Annotated in this window: 17 protein-coding genes and 1 pseudogene; 17 read left to right on the forward strand and 1 reads right to left on the reverse strand. The window is 36.9% G+C overall.

All coding sequences use genetic code 11. The features are described from left to right. Nucleotides 1-893: 893 nt before the first annotated feature. From AC3WLU_RS00005 to AC3WLU_RS00055, 11 genes are all read left to right on the forward strand, one after another. On the forward strand, nt 894-1,511 hold the full coding sequence (locus AC3WLU_RS00005; protein ID WP_057277581.1) for a hypothetical protein: 618 nt from the start codon (nt 894-896) through the stop codon (nt 1,509-1,511). A 901-nt stretch (nt 1,512-2,412) separates the two neighbouring features. Beyond that, a complete protein-coding gene (gene galU, locus AC3WLU_RS00010) occupies nt 2,413-3,318 on the forward strand; it encodes a UTP--glucose-1-phosphate uridylyltransferase GalU (protein ID WP_034306886.1) in 906 nt (301 codons plus the stop codon). A 1-nt stretch (nt 3,319) separates the two neighbouring features. Beyond that, nucleotides 3,320-4,639, forward strand: a complete 1,320-nt coding sequence (locus AC3WLU_RS00015; protein WP_492596549.1) for a UDP-glucose dehydrogenase family protein — start codon at nt 3,320-3,322, stop codon at nt 4,637-4,639. Between the two features lie 375 nt (nt 4,640-5,014). Continuing rightward, nucleotides 5,015-6,520: a glycosyltransferase gene (locus AC3WLU_RS00020; protein ID WP_492596550.1), complete on the forward strand. Its 1,506-nt coding sequence runs from the start codon at nt 5,015-5,017 to the stop codon at nt 6,518-6,520. Further along, a complete protein-coding gene (locus AC3WLU_RS00025; RefSeq protein WP_427524820.1) occupies nt 6,507-7,688 on the forward strand; it encodes a hypothetical protein in 1,182 nt (393 codons plus the stop codon). Before AC3WLU_RS00020 ends, AC3WLU_RS00025 begins: the two co-directional genes overlap by 14 nt. A gap of 355 nt (nt 7,689-8,043) precedes the next feature. Beyond that, entirely contained in the window at nt 8,044-9,048 is a 1,005-nt protein-coding gene (locus AC3WLU_RS00030) for an NAD-dependent epimerase (RefSeq protein WP_063577735.1), read from the forward strand. 288 nt (nt 9,049-9,336) lie between these two features. Next, entirely contained in the window at nt 9,337-9,669 is a 333-nt protein-coding gene (locus tag AC3WLU_RS00035; protein ID WP_063576167.1) for a hypothetical protein, read from the forward strand. Beyond that, nucleotides 9,666-11,360 (forward strand): glycosyltransferase, encoded by a 1,695-nt coding sequence (locus AC3WLU_RS00040; RefSeq protein WP_492596551.1) that lies wholly within the window; start codon nt 9,666-9,668, stop codon nt 11,358-11,360. Before AC3WLU_RS00035 ends, AC3WLU_RS00040 begins: the two co-directional genes overlap by 4 nt. A gap of 113 nt (nt 11,361-11,473) precedes the next feature. Next, nucleotides 11,474-11,692, forward strand: a complete 219-nt coding sequence (locus AC3WLU_RS00045) for a hypothetical protein (protein ID WP_413005282.1) — start codon at nt 11,474-11,476, stop codon at nt 11,690-11,692. Next, a complete protein-coding gene (locus tag AC3WLU_RS00050; protein ID WP_413005284.1) occupies nt 11,644-13,374 on the forward strand; it encodes a phospho-sugar mutase in 1,731 nt (576 codons plus the stop codon). Before AC3WLU_RS00045 ends, AC3WLU_RS00050 begins: the two co-directional genes overlap by 49 nt. 870 nt (nt 13,375-14,244) lie before the next feature. Beyond that, nucleotides 14,245-14,631, forward strand: a complete 387-nt coding sequence (locus tag AC3WLU_RS00055) for a DUF192 domain-containing protein (RefSeq protein ID WP_057277585.1) — start codon at nt 14,245-14,247, stop codon at nt 14,629-14,631. A 767-nt stretch (nt 14,632-15,398) separates the two neighbouring features. Here the strand turns inward: AC3WLU_RS00055 and AC3WLU_RS00060 are convergent. Further along, nucleotides 15,399-16,589 carry an MFS transporter gene (locus tag AC3WLU_RS00060; RefSeq protein ID WP_098185960.1) on the reverse strand — a complete coding sequence of 397 codons (1,191 nt, stop codon included), beginning with the start codon at nt 16,587-16,589 and terminating at the stop codon, nt 15,399-15,401. Nucleotides 16,590-16,890: 301 nt separating this feature from the next. Here AC3WLU_RS00060 and AC3WLU_RS00065 point away from each other — a divergent pair, with 301 nt between their 5' ends. The 6 genes and pseudogenes from AC3WLU_RS00065 (at nt 16,891) to AC3WLU_RS00090 (ending at nt 22,351) form a co-directional block, all read left to right on the forward strand. Beyond that, nucleotides 16,891-17,106, forward strand: coding sequence for a hypothetical protein (locus AC3WLU_RS00065; protein ID WP_034306869.1), 216 nt, complete (start codon nt 16,891-16,893; stop codon nt 17,104-17,106). Between the two features lie 424 nt (nt 17,107-17,530). Further along, nucleotides 17,531-17,929 (forward strand): hypothetical protein, encoded by a 399-nt coding sequence (locus AC3WLU_RS00070; protein WP_063576171.1) that lies wholly within the window; start codon nt 17,531-17,533, stop codon nt 17,927-17,929. A gap of 67 nt (nt 17,930-17,996) precedes the next feature. Continuing rightward, nucleotides 17,997-18,457 (forward strand): annotated as a pseudogene (locus AC3WLU_RS00075) (flavodoxin). Between the two features lie 36 nt (nt 18,458-18,493). Next, nucleotides 18,494-19,276 (forward strand): hypothetical protein, encoded by a 783-nt coding sequence (locus AC3WLU_RS00080; protein ID WP_440438525.1) that lies wholly within the window; start codon nt 18,494-18,496, stop codon nt 19,274-19,276. A 536-nt stretch (nt 19,277-19,812) separates the two neighbouring features. Continuing rightward, nucleotides 19,813-20,988 carry an acyl-CoA dehydrogenase family protein gene (locus tag AC3WLU_RS00085; RefSeq protein ID WP_492596552.1) on the forward strand — a complete coding sequence of 392 codons (1,176 nt, stop codon included), beginning with the start codon at nt 19,813-19,815 and terminating at the stop codon, nt 20,986-20,988. Between the two features lie 208 nt (nt 20,989-21,196). Beyond that, nucleotides 21,197-22,351 carry a betaine/proline/choline family ABC transporter ATP-binding protein gene (locus tag AC3WLU_RS00090; RefSeq protein ID WP_053535096.1) on the forward strand — a complete coding sequence of 385 codons (1,155 nt, stop codon included), beginning with the start codon at nt 21,197-21,199 and terminating at the stop codon, nt 22,349-22,351. Nucleotides 22,352-22,361 lie beyond the last annotated feature (10 nt).

Here is a 22,361-nt window from a genome sequence, read left to right on the forward strand (position 1 = left end):
AACACTCTGTACATTCTAAATACTAATAAATTAATTCAAACAAAGACATTGACTAATCGTAAGAAAGGCATGAGCCCGGTACAATACCGAGCTCATGCCCAACAGGCTGCCTAACGATATAACCTGTCTAACTTTAGGGGGTCAGTTCACATAAAGGAGTTCGACTTTTTAGTTTGGAATTCTCCAGACTCTAAAATTCGCAATATGGGCGGAAATGCATTATTTCTCCCGTTCCTAAAAGTGCACGTTCGGCATTTATTAGGACAAATTACAATATTCGTAAAACCATTTTTACAAACCAGATAACGATTTTTCCTTATTAAAGTGGTTTTTTTATTTTTTTTTTTGATGATGTATAAGTTTAACGTCTACACATGACAAACGCTCAGTCATTCAAAGGCGTGTTGAATAACTATAGAAAGAAAGTGATGGTTATTTATCTATGAAAGATCTGTCTATGCAAATAAGAAAATCGGAAACCACATGTATGGTTTCCTAAACTAAAATGAGGTGAATCATTTTCAAACATCCCTAAATTTGATACCAAACATTTAGATTAAGACTGCTTAAACTGTACCATTTTTTGGGCTTCCATTTCTCTTGAAGTATAGACCGGAATGATTACGATGGATCAGTTGTTGTCCCGACACAATAAATTACAAGTACATTGCTATCATTATGATCGGCAACGGCAACACAATCATGTCGACAATACTAAGAAATAGTGAAATAGCCTATCTCCGATTGTCCATATACTGATTCTGCAACAAAAGTTATTTGAAACATAAAAAGGTGAAAGTAATTTCAATCGGGAAGACGATTTTTCCAACTACACAATATGTAATACAAATGTGCCTCCATAACCAATAAATAGTGAAAAGGGTGGGAACCTAATGGGTAAAAATGATCAAACAGATAATCACAAGGAAGACAACAGGAAAAAATATAACCATATATTAGAAAATATTCAAGGCCAACTCCAACTCCAAGAACAAAAACAGAAGGATCTTCAGGTTCAACTTCAGAATCAATTAATTAAACAACAAAATGATACTTTAAATAAAATCTTACAAGAAATAACGAAGATTTCACAACCACTGGAAAAAATTCAAGACCAACTCCAACTCCAAGAACAAAAACAGAAGGATCTTCAGGTTCAACTCCAGAATAAATTATCTAAACAACAAGATGAGCATTTAGATAAAGTCTTACACGAAATATCGAAGCGTTCACTGCCACTAGAGAAAATTCAAGACCAACTCCAACACCAAGAAGAACAACAGAAGGAACTTCAGATTCAACTTCAGAATCAGTTAATTAAACAACAAGATCAAACTTCAGATAAAATCTTGCAAGAAATAACGAAGATTGCACAACCACACCCCCCCTTATTAAAATCACCTTTTAGCATAATCGATACCCTTGATTTAGATGTAGAAAAAAAGGCGCAAATTGCGATGTTTATAGCAAATAGCAGTAGTGGTAATAAAAATGAAGATGAAACTCAATAAAGAAGAGGCTGTTAAAGCCTCTTCTTCTTTATTTGAAAACAAGTTCATTTCCATCGGATTTCGGTGCACAGTAGTTGCCATACGTCGAAACTAGACGAAGGTTGCAAATGGAGCGAAATGATTCATTAGAATTGTATCCAATATGCTAAGTTTTGCTCTTCACGTACCGAGAAAGTAAAAGTGTTGCATTAGCCTCTAAAAGGATGATAAGTGTTGTTGCTTTAGGAGTGAAATTCCTTAACTATATCCATTCAACATAGATCGAATTCTTATTAAAAAAACCTCCCCTTTCATTTGAAAATTCCCACCTCAAAATCATGAATACAGTCCGTCATATTTTTTAAAATGGCTGTTTTCACATACTTTGTTGCTATTTACCAAGTAGTGAGGTGTGGTTGATTTCCCCTCCAGATGCTCGCTTTCCTTGGTGCGGGCGGTGAGCCCCCTCGGCGTAAACGCCTGTGGGGTCTTCACCTGTCCCGCCACTCCCGCAGTAGTCTCGCACTTCCGCTCCAATCAACCTTAGATAGTTTCATTTTAAAAACAACAACCTTTACGAAAAGAGCCTTTAAAATTAAACAAAAAACTGATCCTGCGATGGAGTTTTTCAAAGAAAGAGAAAGGGAAATCGGTTAGGTTACTGTACCGGAAAAAGCTCTACAGTGGTTAATCCAAACCGTATATCGATCATTTCAACATCCATTACTTAAAAAGTGTAATTGATGTTTTAAAGGGCACTAACCGACAGGCTGCGGGGCCCGGCCACAGCCAGATTGGAATTCTTCCATATATATCCTACTGGCCCCTGTTAAATAAAAATGGACGAATTGGGCTACTAACTAGACCGTAAGTTGTCCTATTGCATATAAAGGATTAATGAATGACAAAAGGGAGGCAGCTTATGAAAATCCGAAAGGCCATTATTCCGGCCGCAGGTCTAGGGACCCGATTTTTGCCTGCTACAAAAGCTCAGGCTAAGGAAATGCTGCCGATTGTTGATAAACCAACGATTCAATATATTGTTGAAGAAGCAGTAGCTTCGGGCATAGAGGAAATAATTATCATAATCGGTAGAGGAAAAAGATCAATAGAGGATCATTTTGATAAATCCTATGAGTTGGAAGATGCACTTTTAAGAAAAAATCAGCTCGATATTTTAGAGGAAGTTCAGAAAATATCCAGCTTGGCAAATATCTATTATGTCCGCCAAAAGGAACCGATGGGGCTAGGACATGCAATTCTCTGTGCTAAAAGCTTCATTGGAAATGAACCTTTTGCCGTTTTGTTAGGGGATGACATCGTTATGTCTAAAACACCCTGTCTGAAACAAATCATCAGTGTTTTTGAGTATTGCAACAGTTCAGTCGTAGCTGTTCAGAATGTTCCGGAAAAGGATGTCAGTAAATATGGAATTATTAAGCCAAAAGGGACAATGATTGAGCCAAACCTTTTTCATATAGATTCTTTGGTGGAAAAACCGAAAAGGGAAGAGGCGCCTTCCAGATATGCGATAATGGGGCGTTATGTTTTTAGACCCGAGATTTTTGAAACGCTTTCCAAGCTTCCGGTTGGACATGGTAATGAATTACAACTTACTGATGCCATTAATGAGCTAAATAAACAGCAGGCTGTATTAGCATATAACTTTGAGGGAAACCGATATGATATTGGTGATAAAGTTGGATTCATTAAGGCAACAATAGACTTTGCTTTGCGCAGGGATGATATAAGAGACGAGGTACTCTCCTATTTAAGGGATGTAAATAAGAAAGAAAACCTCCAAATTATAAAGAGAGAGCTTGAATGATATGAAAATAGCTGTTTTGGGTACAGGTTATGTCGGGCTGTCCACTGGTGTTTGTTTGTCAGAAATAGGTCATAATGTCATTTGTATCGATACAGATGAACAGAAAATTAAAAGCCTACGTCAAGGGATTTCTCCAATATATGAACCTGGTCTGGAGAATTTGCTTATTCAAAATGCTGCAGCGGGTAGACTGCTATTTACTACATCTCATCGAGAAGCGCTAAATGGTGCCGAGATTATCATAATTGCCGTAGGAACACCGCAAATGGAGGATGGGGGAGCAGATTTATCTTATATTGTGCAGGCCGCGAAGGATATTGCTGCGAACCTGGTACAGAGTCCAGTAGTCGTTATAAAGAGTACTGTGCCTGTTGGTACGAATGATTTTATTAAAAACATCATTGAAGAACATTGTAACGAAAGTGTCACCTTTAATATGGTATCAAATCCTGAATTTTTAAGACAGGGGTCTGCCGTCATGGATACGATGCAAGCAGATCGAATCATAATCGGTTCTGAAGATGATGAGGCTGCTAAGAAAGTACAAGAAATGTATCGTCCATTAAATGTACCATTTATACTAACAAGCATTCGAAGTGCGGAAATGATTAAGTACGCATCTAATGCCTTTTTGGCGACCAAGATTAGCTTTATCAATGAAGTTGCCAATTTATGCGGAGTAGTGGGGGCAGATGTTAAAGATGTAGCAAAGGGAATGGGAAAAGATAAAAGGATCGGAGAAGCTTTTTTACAGCCCGGCATTGGTTATGGAGGATCTTGTTTTCCAAAGGATGTTAAAGCGTTGCTTCATACTGCCAATTTAAATGGAGTACATTTTTCCCTGTTAAAAGAAACAGTAGCGATCAATGATTTTCAGCAGGAGCTCCTTGTAACCAAAGCGATAAATCGCTTAGGAGATTTAAAAGGGAAAAAAGTTGCAATGCTTGGTCTCGCTTTCAAGCCAGAGACAGACGACATGAGGGAAGCTCCATCAATCAAAATTGCGCGTTCATTAACCAAACTTGGAGCAGAAGTGGTAGCTTATGATCCGGTTGCAGTGGATAATGCGAAGAACATATTAGGGGATACAATCAGGTTTGCAAGCACAGTCCGCGAAGCGGCAGTGAATGCGGATGCTGTATTCATTGTTACCGAATGGAAAGAGTTTAGACTTTTAGATTTGAAAACATTGATGACAACAATGAGACGGCCAATCGTTTTTGATGGTAGAAATTGTCTTGAAGAAGATCGAATCAGGGCCTGCAAGAAAATTGAATATTACCCAATAGGAAGACCAGCAATTGTTATTGGAATGACATAAAGCGAAAAAAATTTTCTAACACTTCTTTAACTCAGACATGTTGAAAATGTATATTAGGTTCAAACTGGCAATGTAGCACCTTTGATCGTATCTTGGGTACTTTTTTATATTTCTTAAATAGAAGAAAAATCATCATCGACGATTAAAACTTCAGATTAACATCAACTATAACATGTTGTTTTATTATCATTGTTTGTAAATGATCTAGTGTCATGGCACCTACTTAAATCCCACTTTGTATTAGACAAACGCATACTCTCTGTCATTTAGCTTTACTGTATGTTATTAGTCCATGCGTACCTAGGGAGTCCTGCATAATATACTTGAAAAGGTCCAGGAAATTTGCCTTACTATGCATGAAAGGAGATCATTTATTTGCACACAGTTATGCATTTGAATTTAAGAGTTGATCCGACCCAATATATCTCACAGATTCGAGAAGTTCCTGATTATGATTATATTCATATGGTACGACAACCTAAGTATATGTTAGATCTTTCCCTTTTAAATGAGAAGGTTCATTATCTCAATGAAGTTTTCTCACCAAAAGAATATGTCAAAAGAAATAATATCTCCCTATTACATGCTCATCATGGCCAATTAGGGATGTTATTACTTCCTTTTAAAGAGGAAACAAACCTTCCGTTGGTAACAAGTATTAGAGGCAGGGATGCAACCCTGGCTAATCAGCCCATTGGCTATCTAGATAACATGAAAATGCTATTTGATCGAGGGGAGCGTTTTTTTCCAGTTTGTCAGTATTTAGCAGATAGGTTAATTGCTTGGGGTTGTCCTTCAGAAAAAATTAGAGTGCTATATGGGGGCGTTGACCTTAACGAATTCAAATACCGGGCACCACATAAAGGGGATTCTCAAAACATTCTATCCATCGGTAGGTTGGTGGAAAAAAAAGGACATCACATCTTAATGCAAGCTTTCCAAAAAATCAGAGGTAAATTTCCAAATGCAACCTTGACGATTATCGGTAGAGGGGGGCTTGAAGAATATCTCATTTCATTGGCAAATCAACTTAATTTAGGAGACTCTTTTCGCCTATTAAACCATCTCCCTAAAGATCAAGTTCGAGAACAAATGACCAATGCAGATATATTTTGCGCCGCGAGCTTAGAAGCTGCCGATGGAGATGTAGAAGGTATACCTAATACATTAAAAGAAGCTATGGCGATTGGAGTACCAGTGATTTCGACCAATCATGCCGGCATCCCTGAATTAATAACAAATAACAAAGAAGGGGTTTTAGTACAAGAAAACAATGTAGATGAACTGGCAGATGCTCTTGAATTTATGCTATCTAACAGAGAGAAATGGGAAACATATACAGTAGCGGCTCGTCAAAAAGTAGAACAAAACTTTAACCTCGCCCAACAACTTCAACAACAAGCTGAATTTTATGATGAACTTGTAGCCCCTTATAAAGTAGGTAAACGATATTTAGTAACACCGCGCCAAGAAGATAAAAAAGTCCTTAAGGAGACTCCACAGTCTCAACAGCAAGGTAAGTATGATGGCGAAACGATAAAGCCTGGAAAAAAAGCCGAATTAGCCGAAAAAGCCCTTATTTATATGCAACAGCTACAACAGCTTCAAGGACTTCCACAGTTACAACAACTTAAACAGTTTCCGCAGCTACAACAGCAGACTAATGATAAAGTCAAAGATGAACTTGTAACATCTATTAAAAAAGAAAAAGAAGCTAAAGTTCAACAGGGAGCTAAGGATCAAGATGAAAAAATAGCTTTTCGTAAAAAAGAAAAAAAGGCTCAGAAAGCCGAAAAAGTAAAAAAAGCCCTTTATAAAATTCAAAAATTTCAACAGCAGGCCATAGATGAGCAGTTAGGAGGAGATCATGGAGGACTTTAAAACCATTACTGTTACCAAAGGTGAAAAATCTTTGGAAATTCACAATCCAACAAGCTATCCGCTGATTGGAATGGGAGCTCAAGGTGCAGTTTTTCAACTTTCAGAAGATAAATGTGTAAAAATCTATTCAGACCCAGTACAAGCGAAAATGGAGGAAGAAGCTCTTGCAGCTGGAAAACATCTACCCTTTATGCCTTTGATATATGATACAGGACCAAACTATATAGTCATGGAATATTTTAATGCCCCGACCTTAAAAGAATATCTGAGAAATTGTACGTATATCCCTGATTCTATAGTAAAGAAACTTCTCTATATATTAAAGGAATTAAAACAAGCAAAGTTCACCATGATAGATGCCCCTCTACGCCATATTTTTGTCGTCGGTAATGAGGAACTTAAGGTGATTGACCATGTGAATTCCTTCAAAAGGATACACCCTGTACCATTAAAATTATTAAGAGATTTGAAAATAATCCTTTTAAAGGACTCGTTCCTAGCTCAAGTGAAAAAGCTTGAACCGGACACCTTCAATGAGTGGGAGGATTATTTCAATCAAAATAGTTTGGACTTTAGAAATATTCCAGTCCACTCAGGAGGTTCAGGTAATGGAGTGAAAGTGGATAGCGCCATAACACAAACCCTCATTGGAAAAGGGCATCAAGGTGCTGTTTATCGAGTGTCTGAAGAGACTTGCGTCAAACTTTATGGAAAAACTGAACATGCAAATCAGGAAAAAATGGTCCTTTTATCAAGTCAAGACTTGCCCTTTATACCGAAAGTCTTTGAAACAGGACCCAATTATATTTTAATGGAATATCTATTAGGACCAGATTTAAATACGTTTCTTAAAAAACAATCTGTACTTTCTGAGGACATCACAAAACGGTTACTCTATATATTGAAAACAATGGAAAAATCAGGTTTCAAACAAATTGATGCCCCATTACGACATATCATTATAACCAAGAATGGTTTTAAATTAGTCGACCATGTGTACTCTTTTTCACGTGAACAAAAAAGACCTCTCGAGTTATTTAAAGACCTGCGGGAAAGAAATTTTTTAGATGCCTTTTTAGAACAAGTAAAGGCGATAGATCCAGATACGTATGCTGAATGGACAAAAACACCAATCCCATTAGATGAAAATGAAAATACCCTTGTATAGTCTTAGTTATCTAACCGTAACCGAGCATATAAAAAACCGATGATGATTTCGCATTCACCGGTTTCCAAAATGGTTTTAGCATTAACTCACTTAAGTAAGTGCTAGTTCACAGCGGGTATAAGAGTGAATAACTCATGAGGCTTAAAGCGAAAAAAATAGCATGACATTAGTGGTTTACGAATAAAACGTAAGTCTCTCTCCAATGAGAATTTTGAGTTTATTTCCTCTTTTTATCCGTCATGAATTCTGTTCTGTTGGTGTAAAGAATCGAAAGTATCACTTTATAAATAATGTAGTCAGTGTTCCGAAAAAGTGTCAGAATCCTAATGTAATAGAAAGGATTGAAATTAATGCTATGAACATTTTAGTAACAGGGGCAGCAGGATTCATTGGTTTCCATTTAACAAAACGTTTGTTAGCCCTAGATAACAAGGTTATTGGAGTAGACAATATTAATGATTATTATGATGTTATTTTAAAAAACAATCGACTGAAGATATTAGAAGAAAACCCTGATTTTGAATTCCACAAAATGGATTTGTCAAATAAAGAAAAATTAAATCAATTATTCAAAGACAGAACCATTGATATAGTCATTAACTTAGCAGCCCAGGCTGGAGTACGTTATAGCATAGAAAATCCGGATTCTTATGTTAATTCCAACCTTGTTGGGTTTGTCAATATCTTGGAGGTTTGTCGACACAATAACGTAAAGCACTTAATTTATGCATCCTCTAGTTCTGTATATGGAGCAAATACTAATATCCCCTTCTCAACCAAAGACCCAGTGGATCATCCAGTAAGTTTATACGCTGCCACTAAAAAGTCTAATGAATTAATGGCTCATACGTATAGTCATTTATATAATATTCCAACCACAGGACTCCGTTTCTTTACAGTGTATGGCCCATGGGGGAGACCTGATATGGCTTATTATTCTTTTACTAAAAATATTATCGAAGAGAATACAATAAAGGTTTTTAATAATGGAGATATGAGAAGAGACTTCACTTATATTGATGATATTGTTGAAGGAATAGTCCGGTTACTTGATAAACCACCGATTCATACTATTGGATGGGACAGAGCTAACCCTGATTCAAGTTCAAGCTATGCCCCATACAAAATTTATAATATCGGTAACAATAAACCTATAAAATTAATGGATTTCATTAACACATTAGAAAAACTAATTGGCAAAAAGGCAAAAGTAGAATTCTTACCAATGCAACCGGGGGATGTTAAGGAGACATATGCAGATATTGCCGATTTACATGCTGATGTGGGGTTCCATCCTTCAACAACAATAGAAGAAGGTTTAGCTCATTTTGTAAATTGGTACAAAAAGTACAATAAATAAGGAAAAAGAAACAGTGAGTTTTACCAAATGGGATATTAATCGATAAAAAATAAAAGTAGGAATCTCTTTTGAAGTCCAGCCTTGAGGAAATGTTACTAGTCATGGGTGTATGTGAAAAATAGGTGTTGTCAAACTTCAATGTGCATATTAGGCAGCACTGATCAATAATCAATAAATTTAAAGTTTAATATGTAAAAACCCAAAACCAAAGAATGGGTATATGGACGAATAATGCAAGTGAAAAAGATAAATTAAAAATTTTGTAAGTTATTAAAAGGAGAAAGTAATTTGAATCCTGAAAATATGAAAACTCCATTGGAAGTTCTTAATGAGTATAATTTGTCAGATTTTCTCATGACATCCATTAAACGAAATTCTACAAAAAAGCCTCTATTCAAATTAAATCCTCTGTTTGAAAACTACTTTAAAGTTTGTTCTGAAGATCTGCCATATAAAGACATTTATAAAGCCGATTCTATGTTCCCTCAAGAATTTCACAAACAAGTGAAACAAATTGCAGAACGAGGAAAATTAAAAAAATCAGGCAAATATCATGAACTTTCAGTTTTAGCAGAACGCGAAAAGAGAAAATTTCTTATTAAAGGGACTGAGGTGGCATGAAAACCATTGCTTATTTTGTAAGTGAAAACATTAAAACACACCAACGTTTTATATATAATCAAATCGTAAAAATAACTAACTATCGCACAATCGTAATCGGTCCATTCGACAATACCGACCGTACAGAATTCCCCTTTGAAAACTACTATAATATAAACAAAATTAAAGATCTAAAAAAGTTCTTCGAAGAACAAGATATCATAGCCATTCATGCTCATCACGGATCACACGGACAAGAGATTTTGCCATTATGTGAAAAATATAATATTCCTTTGATTGTTAGCATTAGAGGACGAGATGGTTCGGACAGACCGGAAATTTTCAAAAAAAATGCTAAGCGATATTCAGCTTTAAATAAACATGGTGCACACTATTACCCTGTATGCCAATATCTTGCAGAAGGATTAAGAAGGTTAGGAATTCCGGCTAGGAATATGCATGTATTATATGGTGGTATCGAATTAGATCTTTTCCCCTATGCTAACCGCACTCTTCCTACAGTAGGCGAAATAAGAGTTCTATCGGTAGGTAGACTTGTAGACAAAAAAGGATTTGTAACTCTTATAAAAGCATTTAAACACATTTATTCACAATATCCAAATGCTAGACTGCATATTATTGGAGCAGGTGAAGATGAGAAACGAATTAAATCCACCATTGTAGAATATAACCTTAAAGATGTTGTGATTCTTAGAGGAGCTATGGATTCAAAACAGGTTTCGGACGAATTGAAAAATGCCCATATCTTCTGTCTAGCAAGTCAGACAGCTAATAATGGTGATATCGAAGGTATTCCTAATGCCTTAAAAGAAGCAATGGCTAGCGGTGTACCTGTCGTTTCCACTCGACACGCAGGAATCCCTGAATTAATTGAACATCAGAGAACAGGATACCTAGCGCCAGAAAAAAATGATATGGAGTTAGCGAAAGGCATACAATTCTTTATAGAAAATCCAGATGTTTGGACCGACTATACGGAAAGAGCACGGAAAGTCATTGAAGAAAAATTTGATGTCAATAAACAAATTATTGAGCAACAAAGACTATATTCTCTTGTAAATACAGTGAAAACAGAAAATGCAACAGAAAAGAAAACGTATACGCAAACGGAAACGGAAAAGAAAACGAAAGCGGAAACGGAAAAGAAAACCAAAGCGGAATCGGAAAAGAATACGAATACGGAAACGGAAACGGAAAAGAAAACGAAAGCAGAAACGGAAAAGAAAACCAAAGCGGAATCGGAAAAGAATACGGAATCGGAAAAGAAAAAGAAAACCAAAGCGGAATCGGGAAAGAATACGAATACGGAAACGGAAAAGAAAACCAAAGCGGAATCGGAAAAGAATACGAATACGGAAACGGAAACGGAAACGAAAAAGAAAACCAAAGCGGAATCGGAAAAGAATACGAATACGGAAACGGAAAAGAAAAAGAAAACCAAAGCGGAATCGGGAAAGAATACGAATACGGAAACGGAAACGGAAACGAAAAAGAAAACCAAGGCGGAATCGGAAAAGAATACGAATACGCAAACGGAAAAGAAAAAGAAAACCAAAGCGGAAACGGAAAAGAATACGAATACGGAAACGGAAACGAAAAAGAAAACCAAAGCAGAATCGGAAAAGAAAAAGGAAATGAAAAAGAAATCGAAAACAAAAACGAAAACGGAAAAGAGTAAAAAGAAAAAATAAATCAAGTTAGGAAACAGCGGTGCGTGAAGGAAAAGAAGAATAAATGACACTCTTCTAAATTATTGGTAGGTAAAATGATTAGAGTGTAACCAACAACTTTGGAGGTAGCGCATTTGGCGATGCTACCACGTCCGTTACGGGATGAAGAACGAGAAAAGGGAGCTAATGCTCTAGGAACGATGGTTAGACTTCATATTCAATTGATCGCTTGCAATGTGTACTACGATCAAAAAGAAATGCCAAAGAAAGCAAAAAACATACAGGCAGGAGGAGCTGTATTTTCATGGACTGGAAGTCTTTATATACTATTTGGACTAGTTATCCCAATTTAAATAATGAAATGCGTTTAATGCTTGAAGAAATGAAGGATGATGAAATATCACTTGAAGACGCCTTTTATAAAAATTTGGAATTCGGGACAGGTGGTATGAGAGGGGAAATGGGTCCAGGTACGAATAGGATGAACATTTATACTGTTCGTAAAGCGACTTTAGGACTTGCTGAATATATTCAATCGTTTGGGAATGAGGCAAAATCCAGAGGAGTCGTAATTGCTTACGATTCAAGACATAAATCTCCCGAATTTGCATTGGAAGCAGCCAAGACTTTGGCCACAAAGGGAATTAAAGCTTATGTATTTGATGAATTACGCCCTACCCCACAGCTCTCTTTTTCTGTACGTAAGCTGAGTGCATTTGCAGGGATCGTCATTACAGCAAGTCATAATCCGCCTGAATATAATGGGTATAAAGTGTATGGTCCAGATGGGGCACAACTACTTCCTGAGGCGGCGGATCAAGTCATTAATTACGTGAACGCGATTGAAAGTGAGCTTTCCATTGTAGTGGAGGAAGAAGAAGCCCTAAAGAACAGAGGGCTCATTCAAATCATTGGCGAGGAGCTGGATACTGCTTATAACGAGCATTTGCTCACTATTCCGGAAGATTCAAAGTTAGCAGATGAAATCGATGTAAAGCTGGTGTTTACACCGCTTCATGGTACAGCCAATAAATCAGTAAAACGTGCTTTGCATGATCTAGGATATCGAAATGTCCATATTGTTAAAGAACAGGAATTGCCTGATTCTCATTTTCCTACTGTTAAAGTGCCTAATCCAGAGGAACATGATGCTTTTGAATTGGCCATTGCGCTGGGGAACCGTGTTAATGCTGATTTATTGATTGCCACCGATCCGGATGCGGATAGGCTTGGAATTAGCGTGAAGAACAATGCTGGAAATTATGTCGTATTAACAGGCAACCAAACTGGCGCTCTCTTTTTGAATTATTTAATTTCACAAAAACAAAAGAAAGGGACCCTTCCTCAAAATGGAGTCGTATTAAAGACCATCGTGACTTCAGAAATAGGACGGGCGATTTCTGAGCAAAATGGTTTAAAAACTGTAGATGTTTTAACTGGATTTAAATACATTACAGAAAAAATCAATGAATACCAGACAAGTGGAGAACATTCTTTCCTGTTTGGCTATGAAGAAAGCTATGGATATTTGATCAAAGATTTTGCTCGTGATAAGGATGCCATACAGGCTACTATTCTGGCAGTGGAAGTCTGTGCCTATTACAAAAAGCAAGGTAAAACGATGTACGAAGGTTTACTGGATGTATTCGATAAATATGGATACTATATGGAAGATTTACGGTCGTTGACTTTAAAAGGAATTGAAGGTACGAAGCAAATTCAAGCGATTCTCAATGAATTCCGGAGTAATCCACCAAATCAAATCTCTGGTCATCAAGTCGTGATTCAAGAGGATTATCTCAGCAGTAAAAAATACATGTATGGGACAAATAGGGAAGAGGACATCAAACTCCCAAAGTCGAACGTATTAAAATACTTTCTTGAAGATGGGACATGGGTATGTTTACGCCCTTCCGGAACAGAACCTAAAATAAAATTTTATTTCGGTGTTCAAGGAAGCTCGATGAAGGAAGCTCAGGGAAAATTATCCGCCGTTACGACAGGCTTTATGAAAAGTATCAATAAAATGCTTTAAAGAAGTACCCTCATTCAGAGGATTTTCATAAAAACCTAGAGTCAGCATTCAAGAAATGCTGGCCTTTTTTTGTCCATTAATGGATAGCACCCATCCTTTCGGTATCATAAAGACCCTTCTTAAAAATCAAGAATTCCGGGGGGCGAATTAAGTTTTTGTGGCTGAATAGTCCAAACATGTTCAGGGGATCGGGGGCTTATGCGGATATGTATGACCATTAGACACTAACTGAAATATTGAGCATATAATATACTATTCCAATCCACCAAATCCCCCTATGATAGTAGCCTTGCTGATACCGTATGACGTTACGTAGTACAGTTGTACAGGCCCTAGGATGGGCCTTATGAAAGGTGCTAAATAGGGAGGGTTTTTTTAGGATCCTCATCGGCACTCATGTTGAGGCCATAAAGTCTTAAAAAGTAAGACAAGTACATTGAAAATCATACATAATCGTACATTCAAACAAAAAACTGCCAATATAACTATGGCATAGTAATGTTATAAAGATATATTTATATAACCTGGAACCCGATCTGGTTCCCTACGGTGTCTCCATCACTTTCCGCTTGACTTGGCGAAATCATAAAGGAACTGGAGTAACCGTCACTCAGTCTTTCGAGTTGCTATACGGACAGCAGGTTTTGATAAAAACAGGGTATTAAATTTAAAAGTCATGGAATAAAGTATTAGAAGTCAAATGGACCCTGCTTAGTTATTTTTTTCCTATATTCGCTTCATGATCAATTTTCTTCCCTTTTTATTCTTTAGAAGCAGGGAAAGAAAGTTGCTGTCTTTTTAAAAGAAGTTCATGAGATTGACATTTTCTTTTTTTGAAATAAGGTCTATTCCCTGCGAAGGTGAGTGAACATGAAAAATAGAATTAAAACAAAAGTGATAAAAATAATCAGTGGAAACAAGGTAACTGGATTAACTGTTCAAGTTGCAGATACTCAAAGAAAAAGAGAAAAGGGCTTGATGTTTGTCGGAAAATTACCCGAAAATGAGGGGATGTTATTTGTGTTTTCAGAAGAAATATATGGTGGATTTTGGATGAAAAACACATTTATCCCTTTATCCATCGCTTTTCTTGATTCATATGGGGAAATTCTAAAAATACTTGATATGGAACCTTGTATAGAGGATTATTGCCCTACCTATGATCCAGGAATTTTTTATTATTATGCAATTGAAGTGAATCTTGGATGGTTTGAAAAGAATCAAATCAAAGAAGGGGACTATGTAAAGTTTAATTGATTCCTATCTCCACCTCTAGTTCTTGGAGGTGAACTTTTAAAAATGGGTATTTATATTGATTATGCTAGGAAGATTGTGAAGAATTTTACTTAAACGAACATGGTGTTTTCCCTTCATTACCGAAAGCTCAGCAGCTCCTATTCTTATGCAACTAGAGAGGCAGGTTTCTTGAAGGGGCAACTTATATATTAACTTTTATTTCTCCGTACCTAACAAAGGCTACCCCCAGGCCTTGCAGTAGTGGAACCGCACCATAAGTCATAAGGTTTTTAAATTATGCCAAGCCATATTCCTCACTTATGAATTCAAAAGAAGTTTGACAGCATGATTAATAAATTTTAAGTAATGGAGAAATTTCACCCAAAGATCTATTCTGTATAAAACAAATCTTCTATATGATGAACTACAATTTTAATATTTCACTATAAAGAAGTAGATGAATTCAAAAAAGCCTTCTTAAAAAAAAGAAACCGAACTCAAATGACCGGTTTTCTTTTTATTATGGCTCTTTTCGTAAAGAATGTTGTTTTTAAAACGAAACTATTTAAGGTTGATTGGAGCGGAAGTGCGAGACTCTGCGGGAGCAGCGGGACAGGTGAGACCCCACAGGCGTTTACGCCACCAGATGCTCACCGCCCGTCCCGAGGAAAGCGAGTATCTGGAGGGGAATCAACCACAACTCACTACCTGGTAAATAGCAACAAAGTATGTGAAAACAGCCTTGATCATTGATGTTTATATACTAATCGCCTCAATCCTTTAACATCTTATGCTGCCTGCTTTTGTTTCTGGTCTAAGCGATGACTCAGGAAAGTTAAAAGACTTGCCAAGATAGCAATCAGCCCGCCTACCCATGTGACACTCATCAAATTTCCCTGATGGTAAACAATTCCGCCTAATGCGGAACCAAAGGCGATACCGACATTGCTTGCCACAGGCATCAGTGAAGCGGCCAATCCTGTAGCTTTAGGTTGATAAATACCTGCTAGGTCTATCAAATATAGCTGGGTAGATGTTGTTAAAAGGATGGCCATTAATGACATCAAGCTAATGTTAACCAAGCCAAAGATAAAATTATCTGTCGTCCAATATAAACTGATCAGGACCACTGCTTGCACGAGAAAAACAAACCGGAGGCGTCCGATGGCATTGTAGCTGGCAATTTTACCAGCGAGTATGTTGCTGAAAATGGAAATGAATCCGTAGCCAAACAAGATCCAACTGATTGAACCACTTGGTGCTTCCATTCCTTTCAGGATCGGAACAAGATACGTATAAACGGCATACGTCGCTCCAAATCCAAGTGATGGAATGAAAAAAGCCATTAAGATTCGCGGGTGTGTCAACAAAGAAAATTGATCACGCATTGAACTGCGGAATGGACTGTGCATAGTAGGCAAAATGAAGAAAGATGCCAAAAATGCAATAGCTCCGAGTAAAGTCGTTAACAGGAAGGTTGCATTCCAGTCGTACCTTTCAGCGATGACAGTTCCAATTGGTACTCCGATCACGTTTGCAAGTGTAAAACCACCGAAAACGAATGAAATAGCAAGTCCACGTTTTGCGATTGGCATGTTTTCACTGGCAACGATCATGGCAAGAGAAATTAAAACTCCTGTTACAATCGCAGTCATCATCCGAAGTGCAAGGAGCATGACGTAGGTCGTCGAAATCACGCACAAAGCATTCAGGATGATGAACAAACCTATCAAAAACAACATCCATTTCCGTTTTGGAAAATGGCTGGTTGCCGACATCACGAGCGGTGTGGCAATGGCAAACGTAATGGCAAACGCAGAAACGAGTGTGCCTGCTTTTGCATTTGTAATATGGAGACTCGAGGAAATATCGGTTAAGATCCCGACGATAACAAATTCGCTTGTCCCGAGAACAAATGTTAATAAAGTAAGTGTTAAGATGAGCAGCCAATGCCGCTTGGTTAATTCTGTGGTGTGCATAAATACCTCTTTCCTTGATGAATGTAAAGTTGTCACAGGGTGGAAAAACAATCTAACTATCATACCATAAAACATTTTTATGAGGAAAACTCTTGCTTGCATAGTACCCATGATTATTTCCTGCTAAAAAAGCTTGTACCTGAATCATTCACTCATTTTACCGTAACCTGTTATGATATTAAAACAAAAAAAGAATTCGAAACGGATTAATAAGGAAAAGCATAAGGGTAACAAGATAATAAAAATGTAATACTCTATATCAGGGAGAAGAAATAAATCAAACAAGAAGGATGTGATCCTGATGGTTGATGAAATAAAACGGGAACAATGGAAAAAGAAAGTTATCGAAAATCTGAAGAGGGAAGCTGTCAAAAATATCATAGCAATAACGGGAGACCTAGCAAGATTAGATGCTAAAGTCAATAATACTTACACTGTATACATCAAGGATGGAAGGATGATAAAGAAGCAAACAAATGGGAAGTGTGTTGTCATTAATGGGAAAATACAAGGATAAAAAGTAGTGTAGGAACAAAGAAGGCACTTTTTAGAATGCGAAGGAATATAGCGGCAGGACAGCTTCCTGCTTTTAAACCGGGTAAGGGATAAAGACGATAAAATAGTTGTATAGCGTAAAAAATACTCTGGGATGAGTTATTCTCCAGAGTATTTTTTTGTACTTGGCAGCGGTAGTTAGGCATCTATTTTTCCGAGGCAACAAAACAAAAATATGAAAACTTAGCTAAAACAGATTGATAATGATAATCATTATCACATAAAATACTAATTGAAAATGATTATCAATTTCGATTGTTTCTCTGCATGTTTATAAAATGAATTTCGAATAGGCGGTACCTCTGTCAAAAACGAACGGACTGACCCTAGTGCCAAGGTTGAAGAAGAATTCAAAAAAACTGAATGTGAGTGAAGGAGGAGCACCTATGGATAAAAATTTTATAATTTTAGAACTATTTCAGCATGAAGTAAGCTGCTGCTGCCCGGGTCAAAGGCACCAACATATAATTGAGTTTCTTCAAGGAGATGTTTGGACAATTACAAATGAACGGAAGTACATTGATTGCCTAGGATGGCATTCTTTAATAGTTGTCAACAACGAGTTTCAGTTTTTTATGCACGTGGAAGATATCGAGGAACTGTATTCCAAGGGCAGCATTTGCTCCATTTTAGATTTGAACCTTAAAATTAACCATTTGAGTTTTAAAGTAAACGAAGCACTCGATGCACATGATAGGGAGTCATTTCTTTCATTTTCCGATGAACTGAGCAACGTACAAAAAATTAAGAATAAAATGAACTCTGGTGATGTACATGCTTTTTAAGAAAACAAATTTCATGTACATATAACATAAAAACAATAAATCGTTCGAGATGTTGGAAGGGGAACTCATGTCTAAAATCATTATAATTTTTGCCAGTATGAGTGGAAATACAGAAGAAATGGCGAATACCATTGCAGAAGGAATCACAGAAATCAGCGATGTGAGTATCGAAAAGATAGATATTATGGATGTCCTGAAGCTTCCATGCTTGAAGATTACGATGGGATCATATTAGGAGCATATACGTGGGGAGACGGAGAGTTACCCGATGATTTTTTAGACTTTTATGAGGATATGGATCATATCGATCTAACTGGAAAGAAAGCTGCGGCGTTTGGTTCCTGCGATTCATCTTACCCACAATATGGTGCAGCCGTAGATATTTTAACAGAAAAATTAAGAGAACAGGGTGCTGTTATCGTCCTGGAAGGGTTAAAAGTAGAATTAACCCCAGAGGATGAGGATATTAAGAACTGCCAAAATTTCGGGAGGGAATTTATTAAGAATAGTTTTGTCACTTCAATATAGAATTTGAAATTTTATGAGGAGAGAGAGGAGAAGGGAATGATTGGTAGGGAACATCGGATTTCCATTGCTACTTTAACTGATTATCATTTACAGGATTTTATAAGATGTCCTTATCAATTTTACTATTTACATATAGAAGGAAAAATCACCACTCAATCGGATTGGAGGAAGATGGTTCAAGTTGTGGTTAATCAAGTTGTAAGTCGATATTATAAACTTCCTCCAAAAAGTCAGACGACTAAGAAGGTTTTGGAGTTCATAGATGATCATTGGAGTGCCATTGAAGTACGTCAGTTCGAGTCGAAGATTCATTATTATAAGGCTCTTGCTATTATTACAGATCATTTACTCCAATGTTTAACTACTGAAAGAATTGAAAATCCACCTTTGTTTTTATATGAAAAATTTAACATGAATATGGATGAGTTGGGTACCGAACTTTCCTTAACTTTTGAAGTGGCAGAATGGTCAGGCAACTCATTCATCATAAAGAAGTATTTAGTTGATACAGATGAAGAAATGAATCTTTTATTTAATAATATGATTTCGGTATTTTGTGAAAAGGCATTTGGTCAATTACCGGAAAGAATAGAGATATACTCGCTTATGGAAGGTAAAAAAGGAACTTTTATACCGACCAAGAAGGATGTTTCTGGTGGATTGGAATACCTCAACATGATCAAGAATCTTTTACAAGAGCCCAAAAAGTATTTGAAAACGGATTCCTTAACAGTTTGCAAAAGCTGTTCACACCAAAAAAGATGTTATGATGGAATTAATATAAACCAAGAAAGATTTAGTAGTCAAAAATCGTGTTAAAAAAACTGTAATTTCAATCTGTATTATTACTAATTATAGTTTATTAAAGAGAAAAGAAGCGTTCCTAGCTTTTGCCTAATTAACTGAATCAGAGAAATATCCTTCCTAAAAGGTTTTGGAGGGTTATTGGGCATGGCCCAAAATAGTGGAAAATAAAAATTTTAGAGTAGGATTTGACATGCTATTAGCTGTATATTTCACTAACGAGGGCTGTTAAAGCAACCATTGTATTAAGCAAAAAAAGAATGAGATTTGAGCGTAAAAAGTAGAATTGTCTATTTATTACATTTTGTATTCCAAGAATAACCTCGACAGAATATAAGTTCAAAACCAAAACCAAAGCAGTTAAGTCATAATCAAACCATTAAAAATGGGGAAAAATTGATTTTTAAAAGGAAATTCCATACTTTTGTTGAACATGAATATTGAGGAACATTTTAATTGTTTGGAATTGTAATCGTTTACATCGAAGCGTTTAACATATTTTATTTGTTAATGGTGGTAATTATTAGTAATAAAAGAATGGAGGTTAGCCCATGGTTAGCACGATGGCAATCAATAAGGATGATTCCCGTTCCTTTCTAACGGAAGAACTTCTAATATTTAAACAATCAATTCGTGAATTTCTCGCCAAGGAGGCTGTCCCCTTTTATGATCAATGGGAAAAAGAGGGGGAAATACCTTACTCATTTTGGGGAAAGGTAGGAGATAATGGATTTTTATGTCCATGGATTGAAGTGGAATTCGGTGGAATAGGAGCAAATTTTGGATATTCTGTTGTACTGGCAGAGGAATTGGAGAGGGTGGGTTCAGCCTTGGGGGGAATATCCATTCATTCTGATGTTGTAGCCCCTTATATTGCTTCATTCGGAACAATAGATCAAAAACAAAGATATTTACCAAAGTTCATTACAGGGGAAATGATTTCTGCCTTTGCATGGACAGAGCCGGAAATGGGATCGGAATTAGCTGATATTCAAACCACAGCCATCAAGAAAGATGGCTATTATCTTCTCAATGGAGCCAAAACGTTCGTTACAAATGGCTTTAAAGCTGACTTCATGATAGTAGCATGCAAAACAGATCTAAATGCTGTTCCTCCCAAGGACGGAATCAGTCTACTGCTCATTGATAGAGATACACCAGGGTTATCACGGGGTAGAAAGCTTAGTAAACCAGAACAGGGAAGCCTAGGTACAGCCGAACTATTTTTCGATGATGCTTCAGTTCCAGTTGGCAACCTCCTTGGGGAGGAAGGGAAGGGCCTTTCATATATCATGCAAAAACTGCAGCAGGAAAGACTAATCTGTGCGATCAGTTCTATAATGGCAGCAAAAGACATGCTTCACTTGACGATGAATTTTATAAAAAGTCAAAAAGCTATTGATAAGAAAAGAAGTGCATTTAAAAATGCACAGTTTACCATCGCTGAAATTGCGACAGATATTCAACTGGGAAGAACGTTTATTGATGAGTTGATCTGTAAACATATGACTGGGGAGAATATCATAACTGAAGTATCGATGGGTAAACAATGGGTAACGGAGATGTCTAAGCGAATATCTGATAAGTGCATGCAGCTGCATGATCGTTACGGAAGTATGGGTGACGATAAAATTGCCCGGCGTCATCGGGACATTTCTTTGCCAACATTCTTTACAGGGACAGATGAAACTATAAAAACCCTGATTGCTAAAAATATAGGATTTTAATTCATTTTTAATACTATAAATCTATCAAACTGCCTCAGTTAAAATGGGGCAGTTTTTTTTACCATTTTATCAATATAAATACAATGAACTAGTTTTTTATAAAAAATGGTTTAAGCAGTTTACCTTATGGGTACAAGAGACTGTGCATATCAAAAATTAATATTTTTGTAAAATTTGTAATTGTATGCGAATGATGGAGGTGCTTTTTATGTTAAAAATCGAAAATGTATCGAAAATCTATAAGGGAGGAAAGAAAGCTGTAAAAAATATATCATTGGATATTAAAAAAGGGGAGTTCATTTGCTTCATTGGTCCGAGTGGATGTGGAAAGACAACGACAATGAAAATGATTAACCGTCTTATCGAACCATCTGAAGGCAAGATACTTATTAATGGTGAAAATATCATGGATAAAGACCCAGTCGAGCTTAGAAGACAGATCGGGTACGTTATCCAGCAAATCGGCCTTTTCCCTCACATGACCATTCTTGAAAATATCACCCTCGTTCCAAAACTTCTTAAATGGAATGAACAGAAGAAAAAGGAACGCGCACTGGAATTGCTTCAGCTTGTCGATATGGGACCTGAATACCTGGAAAGGTATCCCTACGAATTGAGCGGCGGGCAGCAACAAAGGATAGGCGTTCTCAGAGCGCTTGCTTCCAATCCTCCACTCATTTTAATGGATGAACCTTTTGGCGCACTAGATCCAATCACCCGCGATGCCCTTCAGGAGGAGTTTAAAAATCTGCAGCGCACACTTGATAAAACAATCGTTTTTGTTACGCATGATATGGATGAAGCCATTAAGCTAGCCGACAGGATCGTCATCTTAAAGGCTGGTGAAATCGTCCAAGTGGGAACTCCGGATGAAATCCTCAGAAACCCAGCCAATGAGTTTGTTGAAGAATTCATCGGCAAAGATCGTTTGCTTCAAACTAGACCTAATGTTGAGTTGGTTGAACAAATCATGAGTCGAAACCCAATTTCCATTACAGAAGAAAAATCCCTTACCGATGCTATTACGATAATGCGCGAGAAAAGGGTCGATTCTTTACTTGTGGTCGATGAGCAAAATGTTTTGAAAGGCTTCGTAGATGTTGAAACGATCAGTGAATATCGAAAAAAAGCTAAATTTATCAGCGAAGTCATCAATACTGAAGTCTATTCAGTGAAACAGGATACTTTAATCCGTGATTCCGTTCAAAAGATTTTAAAACGAGGTTTCAAATACGTGCCTGTAGTTGACCAAAATAAACATTTGGTCGGAATTGTCACTAGGGCTACATTGGTCGACATCGTATATGACAGCATTTGGGGAGAGGAAGAAAATCAAGTGGCAGAAGTAGTAGAAATGTTTTAGGAGGTGTAAG

It is taken from the genome of Peribacillus sp. FW305-BF15 (assembly GCF_058783805.1).